This window comes from Streptomyces sp. GbtcB6 (assembly GCF_019091475.1).
Lineage (GTDB): Bacteria > Actinomycetota > Actinomycetes > Streptomycetales > Streptomycetaceae > Streptomyces > Streptomyces hyaluromycini.
The window spans coordinates 1-20373 of record NZ_JAGXJL010000005.1; the positions used below are offsets into that span (position 1 = coordinate 1).

The 20373-nt window shown below is 68.9% G+C and carries 18 protein-coding genes and 1 rRNA gene; 7 read left to right on the forward strand and 12 right to left on the reverse strand.

Features of this window, described 5'->3' with window-relative positions; genetic code table 11:
* Position 1: 1 nt before the first annotated feature.
* Positions 2-118, forward strand: a 5S ribosomal RNA gene (rrf, locus tag KVT45_RS10275).
* Positions 119-168: 50 nt separating this feature from the next.
* Here the strand turns inward: rrf and KVT45_RS10280 are convergent.
* Entirely contained in the window at positions 169-717 is a 549-nt protein-coding gene (locus KVT45_RS10280; RefSeq protein WP_217546212.1) for an isochorismatase family protein, read from the reverse strand.
* Between the two features lie 108 nt (positions 718-825).
* On the opposite strand from KVT45_RS10280, the gene KVT45_RS10285 reads away from it, so the two are divergent.
* Positions 826-1392: a GNAT family N-acetyltransferase gene (locus tag KVT45_RS10285; protein ID WP_217546213.1), complete on the forward strand. Its 567-nt coding sequence runs from the start codon at positions 826-828 to the stop codon at positions 1390-1392.
* Here KVT45_RS10285 and KVT45_RS10290 read toward each other — a convergent pair.
* From KVT45_RS10290 to KVT45_RS10330, 9 genes are all read right to left on the reverse strand, one after another.
* Complete coding sequence (locus tag KVT45_RS10290) at positions 1389-2897, reverse strand: type IV secretory system conjugative DNA transfer family protein (protein WP_217546214.1); 1509 nt, start codon at positions 2895-2897, stop codon at positions 1389-1391. The genes KVT45_RS10285 and KVT45_RS10290 overlap by 4 nt on opposite strands.
* Positions 2898-2909: 12 nt before the next feature.
* The gene (locus KVT45_RS10295; RefSeq protein WP_217546215.1) at positions 2910-4325 is read right to left on the reverse strand and encodes an ATP-binding protein; all 1416 of its coding nucleotides are present in this window, start codon (positions 4323-4325) and stop codon (positions 2910-2912) included.
* 14 nt (positions 4326-4339) lie between these two features.
* The gene (locus KVT45_RS10300; RefSeq protein ID WP_217546216.1) at positions 4340-5899 is read right to left on the reverse strand and encodes an SCO6880 family protein; all 1560 of its coding nucleotides are present in this window, start codon (positions 5897-5899) and stop codon (positions 4340-4342) included.
* Positions 5896-7227, reverse strand: coding sequence for a hypothetical protein (locus KVT45_RS10305; RefSeq protein WP_217546217.1), 1332 nt, complete (start codon positions 7225-7227; stop codon positions 5896-5898). Before KVT45_RS10305 ends, KVT45_RS10300 begins: the two co-directional genes overlap by 4 nt.
* Entirely contained in the window at positions 7217-8047 is an 831-nt protein-coding gene (locus KVT45_RS10310; RefSeq protein WP_217546218.1) for a hypothetical protein, read from the reverse strand. The genes KVT45_RS10305 and KVT45_RS10310 overlap by 11 nt, the downstream gene beginning before the upstream one ends.
* A gap of 141 nt (positions 8048-8188) precedes the next feature.
* Positions 8189-8497, reverse strand: a complete 309-nt coding sequence (locus tag KVT45_RS10315) for a hypothetical protein (RefSeq protein ID WP_089101683.1) — start codon at positions 8495-8497, stop codon at positions 8189-8191.
* A 335-nt stretch (positions 8498-8832) separates the two neighbouring features.
* Positions 8833-10140, reverse strand: a complete 1308-nt coding sequence (locus tag KVT45_RS10320) for a S53 family peptidase (RefSeq protein ID WP_217546219.1) — start codon at positions 10138-10140, stop codon at positions 8833-8835.
* A gap of 400 nt (positions 10141-10540) precedes the next feature.
* Positions 10541-11911 (reverse strand): S53 family peptidase, encoded by a 1371-nt coding sequence (locus tag KVT45_RS10325; RefSeq protein ID WP_217546220.1) that lies wholly within the window; start codon positions 11909-11911, stop codon positions 10541-10543.
* Between the two features lie 296 nt (positions 11912-12207).
* Positions 12208-12810, reverse strand: a complete 603-nt coding sequence (locus tag KVT45_RS10330; protein WP_217546221.1) for a TetR/AcrR family transcriptional regulator — start codon at positions 12808-12810, stop codon at positions 12208-12210.
* A 90-nt stretch (positions 12811-12900) separates the two neighbouring features.
* Here KVT45_RS10330 and KVT45_RS10335 point away from each other — a divergent pair, with 90 nt between their 5' ends.
* From KVT45_RS10335 to KVT45_RS10355, 5 genes are all read left to right on the forward strand, one after another.
* Positions 12901-13809: an oxidoreductase gene (locus tag KVT45_RS10335; RefSeq protein WP_217546222.1), complete on the forward strand. Its 909-nt coding sequence runs from the start codon at positions 12901-12903 to the stop codon at positions 13807-13809.
* 111 nt (positions 13810-13920) lie between these two features.
* Complete coding sequence (locus KVT45_RS10340) at positions 13921-14688, forward strand: SDR family oxidoreductase (RefSeq protein ID WP_217546223.1); 768 nt, start codon at positions 13921-13923, stop codon at positions 14686-14688.
* A 338-nt stretch (positions 14689-15026) separates the two neighbouring features.
* Positions 15027-17645: a DNRLRE domain-containing protein gene (locus KVT45_RS10345; RefSeq protein ID WP_217546224.1), complete on the forward strand. Its 2619-nt coding sequence runs from the start codon at positions 15027-15029 to the stop codon at positions 17643-17645.
* A complete protein-coding gene (locus tag KVT45_RS10350; protein ID WP_217546225.1) occupies positions 17642-18241 on the forward strand; it encodes a hypothetical protein in 600 nt (199 codons plus the stop codon). Before KVT45_RS10345 ends, KVT45_RS10350 begins: the two co-directional genes overlap by 4 nt.
* Positions 18235-19014 carry a trypsin-like serine protease gene (locus KVT45_RS10355; RefSeq protein ID WP_217546226.1) on the forward strand — a complete coding sequence of 260 codons (780 nt, stop codon included), beginning with the start codon at positions 18235-18237 and terminating at the stop codon, positions 19012-19014. The genes KVT45_RS10350 and KVT45_RS10355 overlap by 7 nt, the downstream gene beginning before the upstream one ends.
* Here the strand turns inward: KVT45_RS10355 and KVT45_RS10360 are convergent.
* Both KVT45_RS10360 and KVT45_RS10365 read right to left on the reverse strand, forming a co-directional pair.
* Positions 19011-19334 (reverse strand): DUF397 domain-containing protein, encoded by a 324-nt coding sequence (locus tag KVT45_RS10360; protein WP_217546227.1) that lies wholly within the window; start codon positions 19332-19334, stop codon positions 19011-19013. The two genes, KVT45_RS10355 and KVT45_RS10360, sit on opposite strands and share 4 nt — an antisense overlap.
* A gap of 11 nt (positions 19335-19345) precedes the next feature.
* Positions 19346-20191 carry a helix-turn-helix transcriptional regulator gene (locus tag KVT45_RS10365; RefSeq protein WP_217546228.1) on the reverse strand — a complete coding sequence of 282 codons (846 nt, stop codon included), beginning with the start codon at positions 20189-20191 and terminating at the stop codon, positions 19346-19348.
* Between the last annotated feature and the right edge of the window lie 182 nt (positions 20192-20373).

The following is a 20373-nucleotide window of genomic DNA, read 5'->3' on the forward strand; positions in this document are numbered from 1 at the left end:
TTTCGGTGGTCATAGCGTGAGGGAAACGCCCGGTTACATTCCGAACCCGGAAGCTAAGCCTTACAGCGCCGATGGTACTGCAGGGGGGACCCTGTGGGAGAGTAGGACACCGCCGAACAAGTATTGAGAAAACCCCCGCATCATCGATGCGGGGGTTTTCTGCGTTATTCAGAAAATGACGTCCGCTGTTTCGACCGTGCCGCCCTTTCGGCCCGGGGCCTCCTGCCAGCTCCAGTAGAGGTTCGTGTGCGAGATGACCAGTTCGGGGGCCGGCGCGCCGTACTCGGTGAGGTCCTCCGTGGTGTGGGCGTCGCCGACCAGTGTCGCGTCGTAACCGCGGACCATCGCGCCGTGCAGGGTGGAGCGGATGCAGGCGTCGGTCTGGCCGCCGGTCACGACCACGCGGCCCACGCCCCGTTCGGCGAGGACGGACTCCAGTTCGGTGTCCTCGAAGGAGTCTCCGTAGCGTTTGTGGATGAGGGGCTCGGTCGCTTCGCGGGTCAGCTCCGGGACGTACTGCCATGGGGCGCTGTCCGGCTTCAGCTCGTCGCTGGAGTGCTGGATCCAGACCACGGGGACCGCCTCGGAACGGGCCTTGGCGAGCAGGGTGTTGATATTGGCGATGACCTCGTCGCGGTTGTGGGAGCTGTCCACCACCCCGTTCTGCACGTCCACGATCAGCAGGGCGGTGTTCGGACGGTTCGGAAGAGTCGTCATGACGCCCACCGTAGACCGGGGCACTGACAACAGGTCCGGCGTCAGCGTCGTGGACAGGGCGTCGTAAACGAGGTGAGTGAGGTGGCCGGTGGGGGTTAGCGTGACCGCATGAGTGCTACGACCAGCGGTGATTACGTGATTCGCGCGATACGGGCCGACGAGTGGGCGGCCGCCAAGCGGTTGCGGCTCGTCGCGTTGCGGGACCCGGTGGCGGACATCGCGTTCCTGGAGACCCATGACGAGGCCCTGGAGCGGCCGGACTCCTTCTATCAGGAGCGGGCCGCGCGTTCGGCCGCCGAGCCCAGCGATGCACGGCAGTTCGTCGCGGTGGCGGCGGACGGGGAGTGGGCCGGGACCGTGACCGTGCTGATCGAGGAGGCCGGGACCACGGACTGGGCCGGGTTTCCGGTCGAGCGGCGGCAGGGGCATGTCGTCGGGGTGTTTGTACGGCCCGAGCACCGGGGGAGCGGGCTGGTGAAGGCGTTGTTCGACGCCGGTGCGGAGTGGGCGCGGGAGCGGGGCGCCGAGCGGGTGAGGCTGCTGGTGCACGCGGAGAACCCGCGGGCCCAGGGGGCGTACCGCAAGGCGGGTTTCGTGCCGAGCGGGGTGCTCGTGCCGTTCTTCAAGGACGAGGCCGAGACCGAGGTCGAGTTCGTTCTGGAGTGGCCGGCCTAGGCCGGCAGTTCCCGGTGCGGCCAGCGGGAGCGGGCCTGTTCGTGGGAGCGGAGCAGGGCGAGGGCCGGCAGGCCCTGGTCGGTGCCGCCGGCCAGGAGGTCGGGGAGCTGGGGGAGCGGCGCCACGGCCGCCACGTCGTCCAGGACCAGGGTCAGTGGTGGGTCGAGCCGACCGGAGGATGACCGTTCGGCCATGCGCCGGCCGCGCTCGACCACGCTGGAGGCGAGGGCCGTCAGGAGGGGCATCGCGCCGGGGTTGGTCCTGGGGTCCTCGATGGATTCACCGACCACATAAAGCGTGCCCCCTTCATCGATGAAGGAATCCAGGGCGAGGGCATCGGATCGGTTGGGTGTGCAGGCCTCGCGGATGTTGACCGTGAAGAGGGCGGCGAGCGCTCTGGCCGTCAGCTCCTGGGCGATGTCCCGGCGTTCGGGGTGGGACGTGAGGGCGGCTTCCAGCTCGCCGGCGGAGCCGGGGGCGGCCTTCGGGTGGGTGCGGAGGGTGCGTACGGCGTCCTGGATGCCGGTGCCCTGTGCCCAGCGGTGGACGTGGCGGATCGTGCGGTTCTCCAGGGCGGCTGCGTGGAGGTAGCTGCGGAGGAGGGTCTCGGCGGTGTCCGTGACGGTCTGGTCGATCTTCGCGGTCGGCTTGACCGGGGTGAGGAGGGCCTGGGCGCGCTGGATCGCGGTGTGCTTGTCCTCGCAGTGGGCCGTGGGGGACCAGTGGAAGCGGGCGGGGGTGTCGCAGAGGTGGTTCGGGTCGTAGAGGAGGACGGGGCCGAGTTTGGCTCTGGCGTCCTTGGTCTCCGACCAGAGGGTGGCGTTCGAGGTGACGACGAGGGCGGGGCCGGGTGCGTCCTGTATGGCCTGGATCGCGGTCGCCTGCCGGCTCTCCCGCGGTGCGATGTGGATTTTGGTCCATGCGCCCGGCCGGTCACCGTTGCTGGAGGGACGGATGCCCTCGAGGGGGTGGTCTGCGCCGGCCGTCGGGGTCGCCGGGATCACCGGGACCGTTGGCGCCTCGGGGGCCGTCGGCATCGCCGGCTCCATCGGGCGAGTGGCCTCCCGGACGGTTTCCGGCTCGGTGCGGGGCTCCGGTACCGCGGCGGCCGTGCTTCGGCCCTTCGCCGTAGCCGCCCGTCTTCTTCTCCCGGCCCGCCAGCGGGCCACCGTTCCCAGCACGAACACGGTGAGGACGACCAGGACCATCAGCTGGCCGATGAACAGGCCCCAGAACAGCCCCCAGCCCGGCAGCTGGGCCGCCGGTGTGTCCGGCCAGGCGCCCGTGATGTCGTGCGGGGCGCCGATGAGGTGGCGCATCGCGAGCGGGGTGTGGGAGAGGTCGACCGTCGACGGCCAGTTGCCGTGGGCGAACCAGGCGGCCAGTCCCGTCGCCGTCCACACCAGGATCGTGATGCCGAGCAGGAACCCGAGTATGCCGATCAGCAGGCCGTCGGGAATCCCGCCGCCCTGCTGCTCGCGCTCCTGCCGAGGGTCCGGTCTCACGAACGGTCCTCCCTACGCCACCGTCGATTCGGAGTCGCCGAGATGCTGCTCCACGAAGGCCGCCGCCCGCTGTTCCGCCTCCAGCTCGGCGGCGATCAGGGCGTCGTCCGGGTTCAGTAGGTCGCTGGACGACTCGGTCATCGCGCGGTCCGTGAAGACGAGCGGGCGTTCTGTCTCCGTGACCAGGTGTTTGACCACCTGGACGTTGCCGTTGACGTCCCAGACCGCGATGCCGGGGGTGAGCGTCGGGATGATCTCGACCGCCCAGCGGGGGAGGCCCAGCACCCGGCCCGTCGCCCGCGCCTCGTCCGCCTTCTGCGCGTAGACCGTCCTCGTCGACGCCATCTTCAGGATGGCCGCCGCCTCCTTCGCCGCCGCACCGTCCACGACGTCGGACAGGTGGTGCACCACCGCCACGAACGACAGACCGAGCCGTCGGCCGAACTTCAGCAGCCGCTGGAACAGCTGGGCCACGAACGGGCTGGCGATGATGTGCCAGGCCTCTTCCACCAGGAAGATGCGCTTCTTGCGGTCCGGGCGGATCCAGGTGTGCTCCAGCCACACGCCGACGATCGCCATCAGGATCGGCATGGCGATGGAGTTGCGGTCGATGTGGGAGAGGTCGAAGACGATGAGCGGGGCGTCGAGGTCGATGCCGACCGTGGTCGGGCCGTCGAACATGCCCCGCAGGTCACCGTCGACCAGGCGGTCCAGGACCAGGGCGACGTCCAGGCCCCACGCCCGGACGTCGTCTATGGCGACGTTCATCGCCTCGGCCGACTCCGGCTCGGGGTGCCGTAGCTGCTCGACGATGTCGGTCAGGACCGGCTGGCGGTCGAGGATCGTCTCGTTGACGTAGGAGTGGGCGACCTTGAGGGCGAAGCCGGAGCGCTCGTCCAGGCCGTGGCCCATCGCGACTTCGATGATGGTCCTCAGCAGCGCCAGCTGGCCCGTCGTCGTGATCGACGGGTCCAGGGGGTTGAGCCGGATGCCGTGGTCCAGGGCCGCCATCGGGTCGAGCCGGATCGGCGTTATCCCCAGCTCTTCCGCGATGAGGTTCCACTCGCCGACGCCGTCCTCGCCCTGCGCGTCCAGGACGACGACCTGGCGGTCGCGGAAGCGCAGCTGCCGTAGGACGTAGGTCTTCTCCAGGGCCGACTTGCCGTTGCCGGACTCGCCGAGGACCAGCCAGTGCGGGGCGGGGAGTTGCTGGCCGTAGAGCTGGAAGGGGTCGTAGATGTAGCCCTTGCCGGAGTACACCTCGCGGCCGATGATGACGCCCGAGTCGCCGAGGCCGGGCGCGGCCGTGGGGAGGTAGACCGCCTGGGCCTGGCCGGTGGAGGTGCGGACCGGGGAGCGGGTCGTCTCGACCTTCCCGAAGAGGAAGGACGTGAAGGCTTCGGTGAGGACGGACAGCGGGTCCCTCATCAGCGCATCAGCCTCTACCTTCGGATTCCGGTGGCGAAGGGCAGTGTGTTCACGAAGGCGCGGTGGTGCTCACGGTCGCACCACTCCAGCTTCAGGTACGACTTTCCGGCGGACGCCCTTATCGTGCGCTTGTCGCGGTTGAGGGCCTCCGGGGTACGGGAGGACACGGTGATGTAGCCGACCAGGTTGACGCCGGCCGCGCCGCTGGCCAGGTCCTCGCCGCGCTGGTCGAGGCGGTTGTGGGCGGCGATGTCGCGGGGGTCGACGGTCCGGTTCATCTTGGCGGCGCGGCTCGCCTCCGCCTCGTCGTTGGTCTTCTCGGTCAGCATGCGCTCGATGGCGACCTCGGTGGGTTCGAGGTCCATCGTCACGGCGACCGTGCGGATGACGTCCGGGGTGTGGACGAGCAGGGGCGCCAGGAAGTTGACGCCGACCGGGGTCATCGGCCATTCCTTCACCCAGGCCGTGGCGTGGCACCAGGGCTCGCGGGTGCTGGACTCACGGGTCTTCGCCTGGAGGAACGTGGGCTCCATGGCGTCCAGTTCGGCCGGCCAGGCGTTGCGCTGGGTCATCGCCTGGAGGTGGTCGATGGGGTGGTCCGGGTCGTACATGGAGTGGATGAGGGAGGCGAGCCGGCCCTGGCCGAGGGGCTGGCGGACGCGGATGTCCGCCTCCTGCAGGCGCGAGCAGATGTCGGTGAGCTCGCGGGCCATGACGACCGCGAGACCGGCGTCGCGGTCCAGTTTGCGGCCGGCCTGGGGGCGGGCGGCGCGGGCCATCGCCTGGGCCTCGGCGGCGAGTTCGCGGGAGTAGTGCATGCAGGCGACGAGGTACGCGCGGTGCTGCTCGCTGCTGGTGGAGACCATGGACTGGAGCTGGTCGTAGGAGCGGGACAGCCAGTCCGGGGCCCTGTCGTCGCCGCGCTGGGCGACGTCCTTGGCGTGGGCGTCGGGGTCGGCGGGGAGGGTGCGGGCGAGCATCTGGAGGCGGGTGACGAAGCCGTCGCCGTTCGCCACGTGCTTGAGGAGGGTGCCGAAGCGGTCGACGAGGGCTTCCTGGTCCTCGGAGTCGCGCAGGCCGACGCCGGGGCCCTCGATCTCGATGGCGGCCGTGACCGTCTTCCGGTCAGCGTGCAGGAGTACGGCGATCTCGTCGGGGCCGAAGGGCGCGGCGAGCCAGCTGATGCGGCCGATGCCGGGCGGGGGGCCGATCTCGACCTCGCGGCCGTCGATGCGGGTGCCGGCCTCGGCGGCGGTGGACCGGTAGACGGTGCCCTGGCGCAGGCTCCGTTTGTAACTGCGGTTGATCTCGTACCACTTGTAGAACGTTCGGCGCTTGTACGGCACGTAGACCGCGGCCAGTGCGATCAGCGGGAAGCCCATCAGCAGGACGATCCGCAGGGAGAGGACCGGGACGAGGAGCCCGCACATCATGCCGAGGAACGCGCCCGCGATGATCAGCGCGATCTCGCCGGACTCACGGTTCCTGCCGATGATCGCGTTCGGCCGGGCGCGGCCGATGAGATACGTACGGCGGGGCGTGATCGGATGGGACAGGTGGGACTCTGTCGTCAACGCCCTTCACCTCCCGAGCTGTTGTTGCGGGTGTTGCCGGCGTGCGGGGTGTTCATCGGGCTGGGCGCGCGGGGTGCGGGTGCGGCGGAGGGGACAGTTCCGCCGCCACCACCGTTCGAGGTGCGCGTGCTGTGCGCGGCGACGCCGCCCGAGGCGGGGTTGGACGGGCGGGCACCGGAGGAGCCGGAACCACCACCTCCGCCGCCGTTGTTGTCGGCGCGGGCGCTGTGCGTCCTGATGCCCTGGGCGACGAGGTTGGCGGGGCTGCTGATGACGGCGGCGGCCTTGCCTTCGGCGCCCTGCATGATGCGGTTGTTGCGGCCGCCCGCGATCTCGTCGCCGAAGCCGGGGACGAAGCGGTAGATCATCGCGCTGGCGAAGATGGCGAGCAGGATGATGGCGAGGCCGGAGACGACGGCGGAGAAGGCGTCGGGGCCGCCGTCGGAGGACAGGGCGCCGGCGAGGCCGAGCACGATCACGATGACCGGTTTGACGAGGATGACGGCGATCATGATGCCGGCCCAGCGGCGGACGTGGCCCCAGAGGTTCTTGTCGACGAGGCCGGCGTAGACGACGGTGCCGAGGAGGGCGCCGACGTAGAGCAGGGCGGCCCTGATGACGAGCTCCAGCCAGAGGACGCCGGCGGCGAGGATGCTGACCAGGGAGGCGACGATCAGCATGATCGGGCCGCCGCCGATGTCGTCGCCCTTGCTGAGGGCGGCGGAGAATGTGCCGAAGAACGTGTCGGTCTGGTCGCCGGTGGTCTTGGCGAGGACGTCGGTGACGCCGTCGGTCGCCGAGACCACCGTGTAGAGGATCAGGGGGGTGAAGGCGGAGGCCAGCACGGTGAGCCAGAGGAACCCGATGGCTTCGGAGATGGCGGTCGTGAGGGGGACGCCTCGCACCGCGCGCTTGGCCACGGCCAGCAGCCAGAGCAGGAGGGTCAGGATCGTCGACGCGGCGAAGACGACGGCGTACTGCTGGAGGAACTTCTCGTTGGTGAAGTCGACGTTGGCGGTCTCCTTGACGGCGTCACTGAGCTTGCCGACGGTCCAGGAGGCGGCCTTGGCACAGCCCTGGGCGAGGGAGGAGAGGGGGTCGAGGGTGGAGGTGAGGGGGTCGGTGGTGGAGCTGCTGCCGCCGCCGCTCTTGCTGCCGTCGCACATTCCCCTGGACGGGGGAGCGATCAGCGAGCAGTCCACGCTGCTGGAGGGTGACGGCGAGGGCGAGGGCGCGGCGAAGGCGTTCGCGGCCAGCAGCACGGCGGCTGTCTGTACCGTGGCCACCAGGCCGGTGAGTTTGAGCACACGGTGCTGGCTAGCGAGCATAGGTGAACCCTCCGAACTCCTGGATCGCCTTGCTGATCGCGTCGGATCCGGACACGGTGTCGTCGCCGGTGACCGGGGTCGGCCCGGACTCCTGGCGGGATTCGAGGATCTTCCAGTCGCCACCGCTCCAGTTCAGCGTCATGGTGACGGTGAACCAGTTGCTGGTCACGGGGGTGGTGGAGCTGTTGCCTGCGATGCCGGACAGGCTGTTGCACCAGACGGCGACGACGGCAGCGCTGTCGCTTGACGAGGTGACCTCGGTGCCCACCGGGACCGTGCGGGACACGAAGGTGCTGCCCTTCGGCGGGTTGCCGTTGGCGTCGAGGCCCAGTTTGCCGAGGAAGCTCGTCGAGTAGGCCGTGTCCATGGCGCCCTGGAGTCTGCTCGCCGCGGCCGACGTGTAGAGGCTGCTGACGATGCGGTGCCGGTCGACCTTGCTGTACATGCCCGTCGAGCCCAGCGTCACCGCGTAGTTGGCGGCCGCGCTCTGCGCCCCCTGCGCGTCGTGTGCGAACCCGCTCGGGATGCCGCCGCTCTTCGTCTGTACGGGTTTCGTGCCGCTCGCCGCCGTCGATGAGGTCGTCGGCTGGTTTCCGCTGCCGTTTCCGCCCGTGTTGGCCGTCGTGGTCGACGAGCCGTTGCCGTCGCCTCTGTTCGCGAAGGCGATCGCTGCGATCAGGAGGACGACCACGCCGACGACCGTGACCAGGCTCCGGGAGGAGGAGCGGCCGCCGCGGCGGGCGCCGCCGTAGGGGTCGTCGGGGAGGCGGGTGCGGGTGTGGCCGGTCTCCGGGTAGCCGGGCTCGTCTCCGAGGCTCATGCCGGGTACTCCCCCTCCACGTCGTACCGGAACGCGTAGCAGTACGACGGTAGCCGTGCTGGTTCCCGCGCGGGCGCGGTGTGGTGACTCGACATCAGGGAAACGCAACCTCGGAGCGGGGGAAAGGGAGGTGCAGATTGGCTAGACGGCCATGCCGTACACGATGGTGAACAGGGTGCCGAGTGAGCCGATGATGAAGACTCCGGTGAGTCCGGCGATGATGAGGCCCTTGCCCTGTTCGGCGCTGAAGGTGTCCCGGAGGGCCGTGGCGCCGATGCGCTGTTTGGCGGCGCCCCAGACGGCGATGCCGAGGCAGAGCAGGATGGCGACGGCCATGACCACCTGGATCATCGTCTTCGCCTCGTTGCCCAGGCTGCCGAAGGGGCCCCAGTCCGGAGCGATTCCGCCGATGATGGTGTTGATGTCACCCTTGTCGGCTGCAAGGAACATGTAAGTCACCGCCCCTGGTGGGTAGTTCTGTCCGCCCCTGCCGGGTGCAGAGGTCACACATCATTCTCGCCGACAACGTCGCCGGAGTATGTCGACTTGACGTCATTGATTGGCGGGTTTCGTACGAAGGGATCGTACGGTCACTCTGTGTATCACGGCAGGTCACGCCGGGCAATGAGGCCTGGGCGGAACCTGTCGTGTGGTTCCGTCGTTGACCCCTTTTACGACCTGGCGGGGTTTTTGACGGCCAGTCGGGTGAATGCCACCGTCTTGATGTTCTCATGACGAACGGGCCGCGGCTGGTTGCCGCGACCCGTCGGGGGGAGGAGCCGGTACTAGTTGGCGAAGGCGGAGATGCCCTCGGGGGTGCCCCAGCCGGTCGGGCCGTCGTAGCCGGTCGCGGCGGTGCAGAAGTACGAGGTGGAGCAGGTGCCGTTGTTGCCGCTCGTCACGTCGTTGAGGGACGAGGTGCCCGCGTAGTCGTACGGGTACTGGGCGGGGTAGGTGCCGCTGGCCGGGGTGCCGGCGAGGGCGTAGACGCCGGCGATGATCGGCGCGGAGACGCTGGTGCCGCCGAAGGTGTACCAGCCGGCGGTGACGCCGTAGGAGTCGTAGACGGAGACGCCGGTGGCCGGGTCGGCGACGGCGGAGACGTCGGACTCCATGCGCTTGGTGCAGCCGGTGTCGGTCTGCCAGCTGGGCTTGGCGTCGTAGGAGGAGCAGCCGGAGCCGGTGCCTTCGGTGCTGGACGTCTTCCAGACGGTCTCGGTCCAGCCGCGGGTGGTGGAGGAGGTGGACAGCTTGGTGCCGCCGACCGCGGTGACGTACCGGGAGGTCGCCGGGTACTCGGCGCCGTAGGCGCTGTCACCGGAGGAGACGGTGATGGCGACACCGGCGTGGTTGTAGTACGAGGTGTCGTACGTGGTCTGGGAGGAGGACTCGGAGCCGCCGTAGCTGTTGGAGACGAACTTGGCGCCGAGCGCGACGGCCTCGTTCTCCGCGGTGCCGAGGTTGGCGTAGCTGGCGCTGGTGGCCTCGACGAGCGTGATGTTGCACAGCGGGCAGATCGCGGAGGCCATGTCGAGGTCGAGGGAGATCTCCTCGGACCAGCCGGCGTCGGACGAGGGCAGCGAGGTCGTCGAGCCGGTCTGGCTGACCTTCTTGAAGCAGCCGTTGGCCGTCGTGCAGGCCGACAGGCCGTAGTACGAGCGGTAGGTGGCGAGGTCCGCCTCGGCGTTCGGGTCGTTGTACGCGTCGACGATCGCGATGGTCTCGCCGGAGCCGTTGGAGGCGGCGGCGGAGGTCAGGCCGTAGGCCGACCGGAGGTTGGTCGGGCTGTAGCCGGAGGGGGTCGACGCGTCGGCCGCCTTGGGGGTGATGCCGGTCCTCGCGGCCTGCATCTTCTGGAAGGCGGTGAGACCGCCGGTGACGCGGTAGGACTTGCAGGTGAGGTCACCCGTGTGCTTGGGGGTGGCACAGGGGGTCGAGACGTAGGTCACCTTGCTGGACGCGGTGGGTGCCGCGTCGGCCTGGACGGCCGTGCCGAAGCCGGCGAAGACCAGCGAGGCCGTGGCCGCTGCGGCGGCGCCGATGCGGCGCCAGCCGGCGCGTGCGGACGGTCTGTTGGGGGGAGTGGAACGCATACGTGCAGCCTCCTGAGTTCCGGAACTGGGGTTGGAACAGGGGCGGTGCGGGTGCGATCTGGTGCGTTTGCCGTCGGTACGGGTTCCCCGGCGGCAGGGCGGCGGCCCGCGAAGAGAATCCTTTGTTGAGTACGCGACAACAAGAGGCTGCTGGAATCCTGACTTCCGCATTGCCGAACGAGGCCTTCGCGTGACCCTTCGATGGCCGTCCGTTGTCTTGTGGGTGGCGGGCACTTGACTCAACTCACAGGCATTTCACCGGAGTTGCCAAGGACATGAAAAACGGGCCACGGCCGGATGCCGTGGCCCGTCTCTCTTTCCCTGCCGCCGAGGGGACCCCACGTCCCCCTCACGGTGGCGGCTCCCCGTGACCCGACGGGGAGGTCAATCTGTGAAGGGCTCAGCCGGTGAAGGCGGTGGTCCCCTCGGGGGTGCCCCAGCCGGTCGGGCCGTCGTAGCCCGACCTGGCGGTGCAGTAGTACGAGGTGGAGCAGGTGCCGTTGTTGCCGCTCGTCACGTCGTTGAGGGCCGAGGTGCCGGCCGCCGCGTACGGGTACTCGGCCGGGTAGTCGCTGCTGCCCGGGGTGCCGGCCAGGGCGTAGACCGAGGCGATGAGCGGCGAGGAGGCGCTGGTGCCGCCGTAGGTGTTCCAGCCGGTGCCGTCGGAGCCGTAGCTGTCGTAGACGGAGACACCGGTGGCCGGGTCGGCGACCGCGGAGACGTCGGCGATCATGCGCTTCGAGCAGCTCGTGTCGGTCTGCCAGGTGGGCTTGGCGTCGTAGGCGGAGCAGCCGGAGCCGGTGCCCTCGGTCGAGCTGGTCTTCCACACCGACTCGGTCCAGCCGCGGCTGTTGGAGGCGGTCTTGAGGGCGGTGCCGCCGACGGCGGTCACGTAGCGGGAGGCGGCCGGGTACTCGGCGCCGTAGCCCTCGTCACCGGCGCTCGCGGTGATGGCCACGCCCGCGTGCTTGTAGTACGAGGTGTCGTACGACGTGTCCGAGGACGACTCGGAGCCGCCGTAGCTGTTCGAGACGAACTTGGCGCCCAGCTTGACGGCCTCGTTCACCGCGGTGCCCAGGTTGGCGTCGGAGGCCGACTTGGCCTCGACGAGCAGGATGTTGCAGTTCGGGCAGGTCGCGCTGACCATGTCGAGGTCGAGCGACTCCTCGCCGGCCCAGCCGCTGTCGGCGGAGGGGAGCGAGGTGGTGGAGCCGGTCTGGGAGACCTTCTTGAAGCAGCCGTTGTCGGTCGTGCAGTCGGACAGGCCGTAGTACGAGCGGTAGGTGGCGAGGTCCGCCTCGGCGTTCGGGTCGTCGTACGCGTCGACGATGGCGACCGTCTCGCCCGAGCCGTTGGAGGCGGCGGCGTCCGTCAGGCCGTAGGCGGACTGGATGTCCGAGGGGCCGTATCCGGTGGGGGAGTCGGAGGCGGCGTTCGGCTTGACGGTCTTCGGCGCGATGCCCTTGAGGGCGGCCTGCTTCTCCATGAAGGCGGTGGTGCCGCCGGTGACCCGCAGGGCGTTGCAGGCGGCGTAGCCCTTCTTCGGGGTGGCGCCGCAGCCGGCCTTCTCGTACTGGACGTGGGCCTTGGCGACCTGGGTGGCGATGGCCTTGGCGCTGACCTTGTGGGCCGTGGTGGTCGCGGTCGCCGCGCTGGCGTGGGCCGCGGTGCCGAAGCCGGCCACGAGGAGCGCGGCGGTGGCGGCGGCAGCCGAACCGAGCTGGCGCCATCTGCCGCGTATGTGGGGGGAGTTGGGGGTGGACGTACGCAACGTACAGCCTCCTGGGAGAGGTTGGGACAGAGGCCTGCGGGTGGGGGACCACCGGTGTGGTTGCCGGTGGGGGCGGCGGCCCGCGACGAACCATCCCCTTGTTGGGTACGCGACAACAAGGTGGGTTTCGGAATCCTGACTTCCGCGTTACCGAAGGGCGGGAAGGGCTTACTGATCATTGGGGGCCAGATGGCCGGAAGTTGGGGTTCGGTTGACCTGAAGCCCGTTCGGGGCGGGGCTCAATGCGCGTTGATCGGGGCGTACCGAGCTTTCGGGAGGCCCCAACCGCGCCCGGATCAGCGGGGCTTGAGGCCGTGCAGGATGAGATGGATGTGCCGGTCCAGGCCGGCCAGCACCGCGTCCGGCCGGAGGGTGCCGTTGGTGGCCAGCGCGGCCAGGCCGTGGACGCCGGCCGCCGCCACGAGGGTGATGCCCTCCGGGTCGCCCTGGACGATCTCGCCGCGCTGCTGGGCGTCGGCGACCAGCTGGACGAAGGAGCCCAGGGAGAGCTCGGCGGAGGCGGCGAGTTCGGTGCCGATGTCCGGGTCGTGCTTGCGGGAGTACATCAGCTCCAGCAGCGCGGGGTTGTCGACGGCGAAGGTGACGTAGGCGCGGGCGAGTGCGGCCATGCGCGGTTCGAGGGCGGTGTCCGGGAGGTTCGCCGAGGCCAGGGCCTGGTTCAGGCGCTCGAACCCGCTGAGGGTGAGCGCGTCCAGCAGGGCCTGCTTGTCCTTGAAGTGCCGGCCGGGGGCGGCATGGCTCACCCCGATGTCGCGGGCCAGTTCGCGCAGGGACAGGGCGGCGGTGCCCCTCTCGCGCAGGGTGCGCTCGGCGCTGGCGAGCAGGGCGGCGCGCAGGTCTCCGTGGTGGTAGGGGCGGCTTTGCGACATGGGGGCCATCGTATCCCGATGTAGTCGCTGTCAGCTTTGTGGTCGCTGCCACCTTTGTTGTCGTTGACATCATTGTTGTCGACGTCTACATTGGCGGGCATGGCTGAGAAGAATGGCAAATGGAACGCTTCCGACCTCCCCGGTCTCTCCGGCCGTACGGCCGTGGTCACCGGCGCCAACAGCGGACTCGGCTTCACTGCCGCGGACGCGCTGGCCCGGGCGGGTGCGCATGTGGTGCTCGCGGTACGGGACCCGGAGCGCGGGCGGGCGGCCGCGGCCAGGGTGAACGGCAGCACCGAGGTCCGCCGCCTGGACCTGGCCGACCTGTCCTCGGTACGGGAGTTCGCCGCGGGCTGGGACCGGCCGCTGGACCTCCTGATCAACAACGCGGGCGTGATGATGCTCCCGGAGCTGCGCACCAAGGACGGCTTCGAGATGCAGTTCGGCACCAACCACCTGGGCCACTTCGCGCTGACGAACCTGCTGCTGCCGTATGTCACGGACCGCGTGGTGACGGTCTCCTCGGGTCTGCACCGGGGCGGCGACGGAGTGATCCACTTCGACAACGTGAACCTGAAGGGCAACTACAACCCGAGCCGCGCCTACGCCCAGTCCAAGCTGGCGAACCTGCTCTTCGTGCTGGAACTCCAGCGCCGCCTGACGGAGGCCGGCTCCCGCGTCCGTGCATTCGCCGCCCACCCGGGTTACGCGGCCACCAACCTCCAGAGCCACCACGCCAACCCGCTGGCCCGCCTCGGCATGCGGCTCGGCAACCGCCTCGTCGCCCAGGACGACCGCGCGGGCACCCTGCCCACGCTGTACGCGGCGACCCAGGACCTGCCGGGCGCGAGCTATGTCGGCCCGGACGGCATGGGCGAGATGCGGGGGGCACCTACCCTTGTCGGCCGCAGCGCGGCGGCGAGCGACCCGGCGGCGGCCCGCAGGCTGTGGACGCTGTCGGAGGAGATGACCGGGGTGACCTGGGAGCTCGGAGTGGGGGCCGTGTGATCGTCGGATTCGTGTGACCGCCCAGTTACTGGACGCCCGGCGGACCCGTCGCGGCCCCCGGATACGGTGAGCGGATACGACGGATACGACGGTTCTCCGGGAGGTGGCCGGATGAGCGGCGGCGCCGTGGACTTCACGCTCGACGGGCGTACGGCCCTGGTGACCGGCTCCGCGCGGGGGCTGGGCCTGGAGATGGCGCGGGGGCTGGCGGGCGCCGGCGCCCGGGTGGTCCTCAACGGCCGGGACGCGGCGACGCTGGAGCAGGTGGCGGCGGGCCTGCGTGACGGCGACGGCCTGGACGTGACGGGCGCCGCCTTCGACGTCACCGACCGCGAGGCGGCCGAGGAGGCGGTGACCGCCCTCGGCGCGATCGACATCCTTGTCAACAATGTGGGCCACCGCGACCGCAGGGGCGTCGAGGAGATGCCCCCGGACGAGCTGTCCGCGCTGCTCGACGTCCACCTGACGTCGGCGTACGCGCTGAGCCAGACGGTCGCCCGGGGGCTGGCCGCGCGGGGCACGCCGGGCCGCATCATCAACGTCTCGTCCGTCGTCGGCCAGCTCGGCCGCATCGGCGACGTCGCCTACGCCACGGCGAAGGCGGGCCTCGACGGCCTGACCCGGGCGCTCGCGGCCGACCTGGGCCCCAGCGGCACGACGGTCAACTCGGTGGCCCCGGGCACCTTCGCCACGGAGGTCAACGCGGAGCTGGCCGAGGACCCGGAGTGGGGCAGGTGGCTGCGGACCCGGACGGCACTGGGGCGGTGGGGGCGCCCGCCGGAGATCGCGGGCATCGTCGTCTTCCTGGCGAGCGACGCGGCGTCCTTCATCACGGGGCAGACGATCGCGGTGGACGGGGGGATGACCACGACGTTCTGAGCTCCGGGGAGCGCCGAAAGCGCATTCCTCAGCCGTGGAGTCGCCCTCGCGTTGTGACGCGCGGGCTGGTGCTCCGGTGGGTGGCGTACGGCTCCAGGCCTTGGCAAACTCTCGACAAAGTCACCGGTTGTGTCGAAAGTAAGCGCTTGTAGTGAACATGCGAAGAGCCCAATCATGGCGGCTCATCGCCCTGCAGAAGGGCGCTGGCGGGCGTTTGAGCTCGCATCCCATGAGGGGGGATCACTGTGTTCGCACGCAGGAACGCGCTGTCGCTCAGACGGCGCTCAAGGTTGAGACGCGTCAGAGGCCGGACCGTACCGAGGCTCACCGTGCTGGCAGTGGGGTTTGCTCTTCTGGCCTCCGGAGGGGGCGCGGTCGCGACCGTGTCCGTCGCCGACGACGCCTCGGCTGCCGTCCCGTCCGCCGAGCCGGACCGGTCAACTGCTCTGGCGGCTGCGGCGCAGGGCGGAGAGCGGGTCGAGATCACCGGGGAGCGGACGGAAGACTCCACCTCGTGGGCCAACCCCGACGGAACGCTGACGACCGAGGTGTTCGACAGCCCGATCCGGGTCAAGCAGGACGGATCCTGGACTCCTGTGGACACCACGCTGGCGGACACCGGAGAGGACGTCACCCCGGGGGCGGCGGCGGCCGACCTGAGCTTCTCCGACGGCGGGACCGGACCGTTCGCTCAAGTTTCCGACGGATCAATGAAGTTGGCACTGTCCGTGGGCAGTGGACTGCCCGCGCCCACCCTGGACGGGAACACCGCCACCTATGACGGCGCGGTGGCGGGCGGTGACCTTGTCGTGACGGCGCTGCCGACAGGCTTCTCCGAGCAGGTCGTCCTGGACCATCGGCCCTCCGAACCGGTCACGATCCGCATCCCGTTGAGCACCTCTGGCGGTCTCAAGGTCTCCCAGGACGAGAACGGCCACCTCCTGCTCAAGGCCTCGTCCGGCGCGACGGTCGCCGATGCTCCCGCCCCGCACATGTGGGACTCCACGGTCGACGAAGCCTCCGGACTTCCGGAGCACGACATGAAGGTGGACTCGGCGATCGAGGACACGGCCGACGGTCAGGTCCTCGTCCTCACCCCGGACCAGGCCTTCCTGGACTCGCCGGACATCACGTACCCGTTGACCATCGATCCGACGACAACGCTGGCCGTCACGACCGACACCTGGCTGGAGACCCCGAACTACACCGACTCCCAGCGCTCCTCGACGGAGCTACGGGTCGGAACCTACGACGACGGTACGCACCGGGCGCGGGCCTACCTGAAGTTCGACAGTTCGGCCTTTGCAGGCGAGCACATCGTGGACACCGACCTGTCCTTGTACTCGTACTACTCGTCCACATGCTCCACCTCCGGTTCGGGTGTCCGAGTCCGCCGCGTGACTTCTGACTGGGACTCCACGGCCATCAGCTGGTCGGACCTGCCGTCGGTCACCAGCGCGGGCGAGGTTGTGAACAGCGGAGCCCACGGATACTCCTCGTCCTGCCCCGCCGCATACAGCCACTGGGACATCGACGCGATCGTGCAGGCGTGGGCCGACGGCGCTCCCAACTACGGTCTGCAACTGCGCGCGGCCGACGAGACCGACCCGCTGACGTGGCGGCGGTATCGCTCGGCCAACTACGACGGCGGCGACAGTGACTACGCGCCGCACCTCACCGTCACCTACGAGGACATCGATCTGGCCGGCATCACGGACTCCGCGGCGCTGAGCACCCCCGTGGTGAGCAGCGGCACGGTAACCGACTCATCGGGCTCACCGGTTACCGACGCGGATGTCGTGCTGTACGCCTGGCCCGACAACGACACCGAGGCCGCAATGCAGGAAGGCGACTCGGTGAAGCTCCAGCCGGTGGCAAAGGCGGTGTCCGACGGCTCCGGGAACTACTCACTGAGGATCGGTGACCTCTCCTCGGTCGCGCCGGAGGCCGATACCGGCGGACTCGTCAACTTCGAAACGGTTGCCTATTCAGGCTCGACCCAGGCGAATTTCAACTTCCCGCGCAAGCTCGTCAGCGCCTCGGATTCATCCACTGGCACGGCCTATCTGAGTGCCGTCACCGCCGCGGGTTCAACTGTCGACACCTACGCGAGTTCGGACGCCGCAACGGAGATTGCGAGTTCCGACACCGCTCCGGTGGCTGCCACGCTTGCCCTGTCCGCTCTGTCGAGTTCGTCGACGAGCGAAACCGATTCCACCTCGGCCACCGACGGCACCGACGACGCACCGGAGTCGCTCTCGGACAGTCCCGACAGCGCGGACCCCAACGATTCCGAGGCTGACTACGACGCGGGTGTGACCAAGGGGTGCAGCAGCCAGCTGTGGAAGAACCTGGGACCGAAATGGGTCATCATCGGTCAGACGTACAGTGCCACGACAGGTGTGTCCCACACCTTGACGTACGGAAGGGGTGCGTCCAGCACACTCGGCGTCGGTGTATCGGGCTCCGGGGCATACGGCAGTTTCGAGCAGAGCGGGACCAACGCCAAGTCGACCACCATCACCAACGAGTACCCGTCCTACGGCAACCATCGCGGCGCGTATTACAAGACCGAGTTCAGCTACGCCAAGTACCACATCCACTGCAGTTACAGTAAGTACAACGAGCGGGACTACTACGAAGTCCGGGCCAAGGGCTACTACGGTGGCGAGAACGTGACCCGCGCATACATTCCCAAGGCGACCCATTGCGCGAAATACCTCAATGGCGGGAAATTCACCCGGACCACGTCGAAGGCCATCACGTGGACGGATGGCGCCAGTCTGGGAGATGCCGTCGGGATCAACCTCTCGGCCGAGACCGGTTATTCCACGGATGCGACGGTGGTGTACTCGTTCAAGGCGGACCGCTACATCTGCGGTACGGGAGGCGCTCCGGGGGGCAGCCACCCGTACAACTTCGTCGCGGCACACACCAGCAGCGGATTTCCAGGATGATCGGTATGCCGTCACCAGTGCTCTCGAAGAAACACCTGTTCGTCCTAGCCCTGACCGTCGCGCTGAGCACCGTCGTCGGCTGCTCGGCATCATCGGCCAGGGCGGCCAGCGGTCCCTTGGACGGGCCGGACTGGGAGAAGGCGGGATCGGCCCAGATGTGCATGCCGGCCAAACAGGGCGCGACGCTGACCTTCGGAGGGGACGAGCTCCACAACTACGGTCACAAGGACGTGGTCGTCGACAAAGTCGCTCTGCTTGAACCGAAGGGACTGCGACTGGTCGACGCAGTGGTTCTGCCCACCCGGAACAACTTCGTCGGGTACGACAACCACTACCCGCCGAGGAAGTCTTTCCTCGACGGGCTGGAGTCCGCGTGGGACTCTCGACGCCCTGCCGTCGGGATGACGATCGCTCCGCAGCCGGACACCACGTCGGACACGGCGCGCACGCACAACCTGGTGGTGGCGGTTCGCGTGACCGGCAGTACAAAGGTACGTATGACCGGCGTGATCGTCGATTACCACGTCGGTGGCAAGCAATACCGATGGCACAACATCACCAGCCTCGTCGTCCAGACGAAGAAGGCGGCGTGCTGAGGTACCTGCGCCTCGCGGCTTGGGTGATTCTCGTGGTCGGGTTGCTGACGGGAGGCTCGGTGCCTCCCGTCAGCAACCCGAGCGAGACGGCTCCGCAGGATGCCGTCGTGGCATTGGTTAACGCCTCGTCACCCCGTGACAGCCTCTTCGGTGGTCAGTTCTGCGGCGGCGTACTCATCGCGGACGATCTCGTCCTCACCGCCGCCCACTGTGTCCGCGTGCGCCGTCCCGGCTCGGTCGACGCGGTCATCGGAGCCGACAACCTCTGCCGTGGAGCCCCCATCCAAGGCCGGCGCGTGCACGTCGTCCGCACCGTCCTGGCGCCCCGCACTACGAACGGCACCGCCGACGCAGCCCTTCTGGTCCTTGCGCGAAGGGTGCGGACCGCGCCTGCCGGGCTGCCCTCCGGGCGCGACGCGACCCCTGCTCGGGGAATCGCCGTCGGCTGGGGACGCAATGGCTACGGCGGCGTGGCACCCTGCCGACGCTCGTCTGTTCCCCTCCGGTTCGTGCCGCAGCGACGATGCTCGGACGTGCAACGCGGTCTCGGACTGACCCCGCATCCGGAATATCAGCTCTGTGCGGTGCCGGATACCACCGCTACAAGAAACACCTGCACGGGAGATTCGGGCAGTCCGGTCCTCGTCGTCGGAGCCCGTGCGGCGGTGGTGGGGCTGGTGAGCTGGGGGCCGAGTTGCCGTATCGACGATGTCGGAGTGTACGTACGCGTCGCGTCATTGCTGCGCTGGATCGGATCAATCCATGGGCTCTAGGCTCTGTCCGCTTCCGTCATGAAGTGGTCGAACTCGCCTGCCTGTACGCCGAGTACGAAGGCGTTCCACTTGCGGCGGTCGGTGGTGACGACGGTGGTCGCGGAGCGGACGTAGACGGGGCTGGGCTCGTCGTGGCCGTCGGGGGCGGGTTGCCGCTTGAGGGTGGCGAGGAGGGTGGCGAAGGCGGCGTGGGTGGTGGTGAGTATCGCGCCGGTGGGGTCGGCGGACTCGGTGAGGTGGATGGCGGTGGGGGTGGCGGCTATGTGTATGCAGGAAGCTCCTTCGGAGCAGTACGACGACTTCTGCCAGTGCGGGTTCACGGGCGTTCCCTTCACAGCTCTCGCATCACGGTGTGGATGAGGTCTCTGGTCTTCTCCGGGGTGAGTGCAACGGCGTCGAGCCGGTCGAACAGCACGCGGTACTTGTGCAGTTGGGCCTCGGCGTCGAGGAACGCGAGGCCGTGGGCCTGATCGAGGTAGACCGTGTCGAGTTGCGGTACCGGGCCGTGCGCGTAGTGGATCGACTGCCCGGATCCCGGGTAGGCGCCGGCCTCGAACGTGATGGCGCGGACGGTGATGTGATTCCGCTCGCTCATGTCGAGCAGATGCTGAAGCTGGGCTCGGGCGACTGTGGGGCCGCCGACCCTCATGCGCAGGGCGGCCTCGTGGGTGATCGCCTCGTAGGGGGTCGGAGTGGTCGCGCGGTAGAGGATCGCCTGCCGTTTGATGCGGAAGGACAGGCGGTACTCGACGTCGGGCGGTGGAAGCTCGGTGACCGCCTGGCGGAAGATCTCAAGTGCGTACTCGCGCGTCTGGAGCAGGCCCGGGATGCGGGCGGTGGTCGAGTCGCGCAACGAGCAGGCGTGATACTCCAGTTCGGCCAGGTCGAGGAGTGAGCCGGACACGAGATCGCGGTACTGCTCCCACCAGCCGCGCGTACGCTCGGCGGTCATCTCGCTGAGCGCGTCGATCAGCGGCTTGTCGGGACAGTCGTAGTGGCCGCCGATCGTGCGCACCCGCTCAGGACTCACGCCTACGCGACCGGCTTCCATGTTGCTGACCTGAGCCTGCTTGATGCCGAGGAGTTGACCGGCCTCGGTGGAGCTCAAGCCCGCGCGCTCCCGCAGTTTCCGCAGCTCAACGCCGAAACGTAGTTGGCGACCCGTTGGATTCCTCACGGGGCTGCCGCCTCCTTGCCGTCACTCACACGGGTTGCAGTGAAGAGAATTCCTGCGTATCGGTGAAGAACTTAACTGCCTGCCGCTACCTTACAACTGGGCCCTCCGCCCAGAAGCGCACCGCCCGACGGGACGGCAGGCCACTGGGTCGCCAGTCAACTCCCCCAGTGATCGGAGACTTT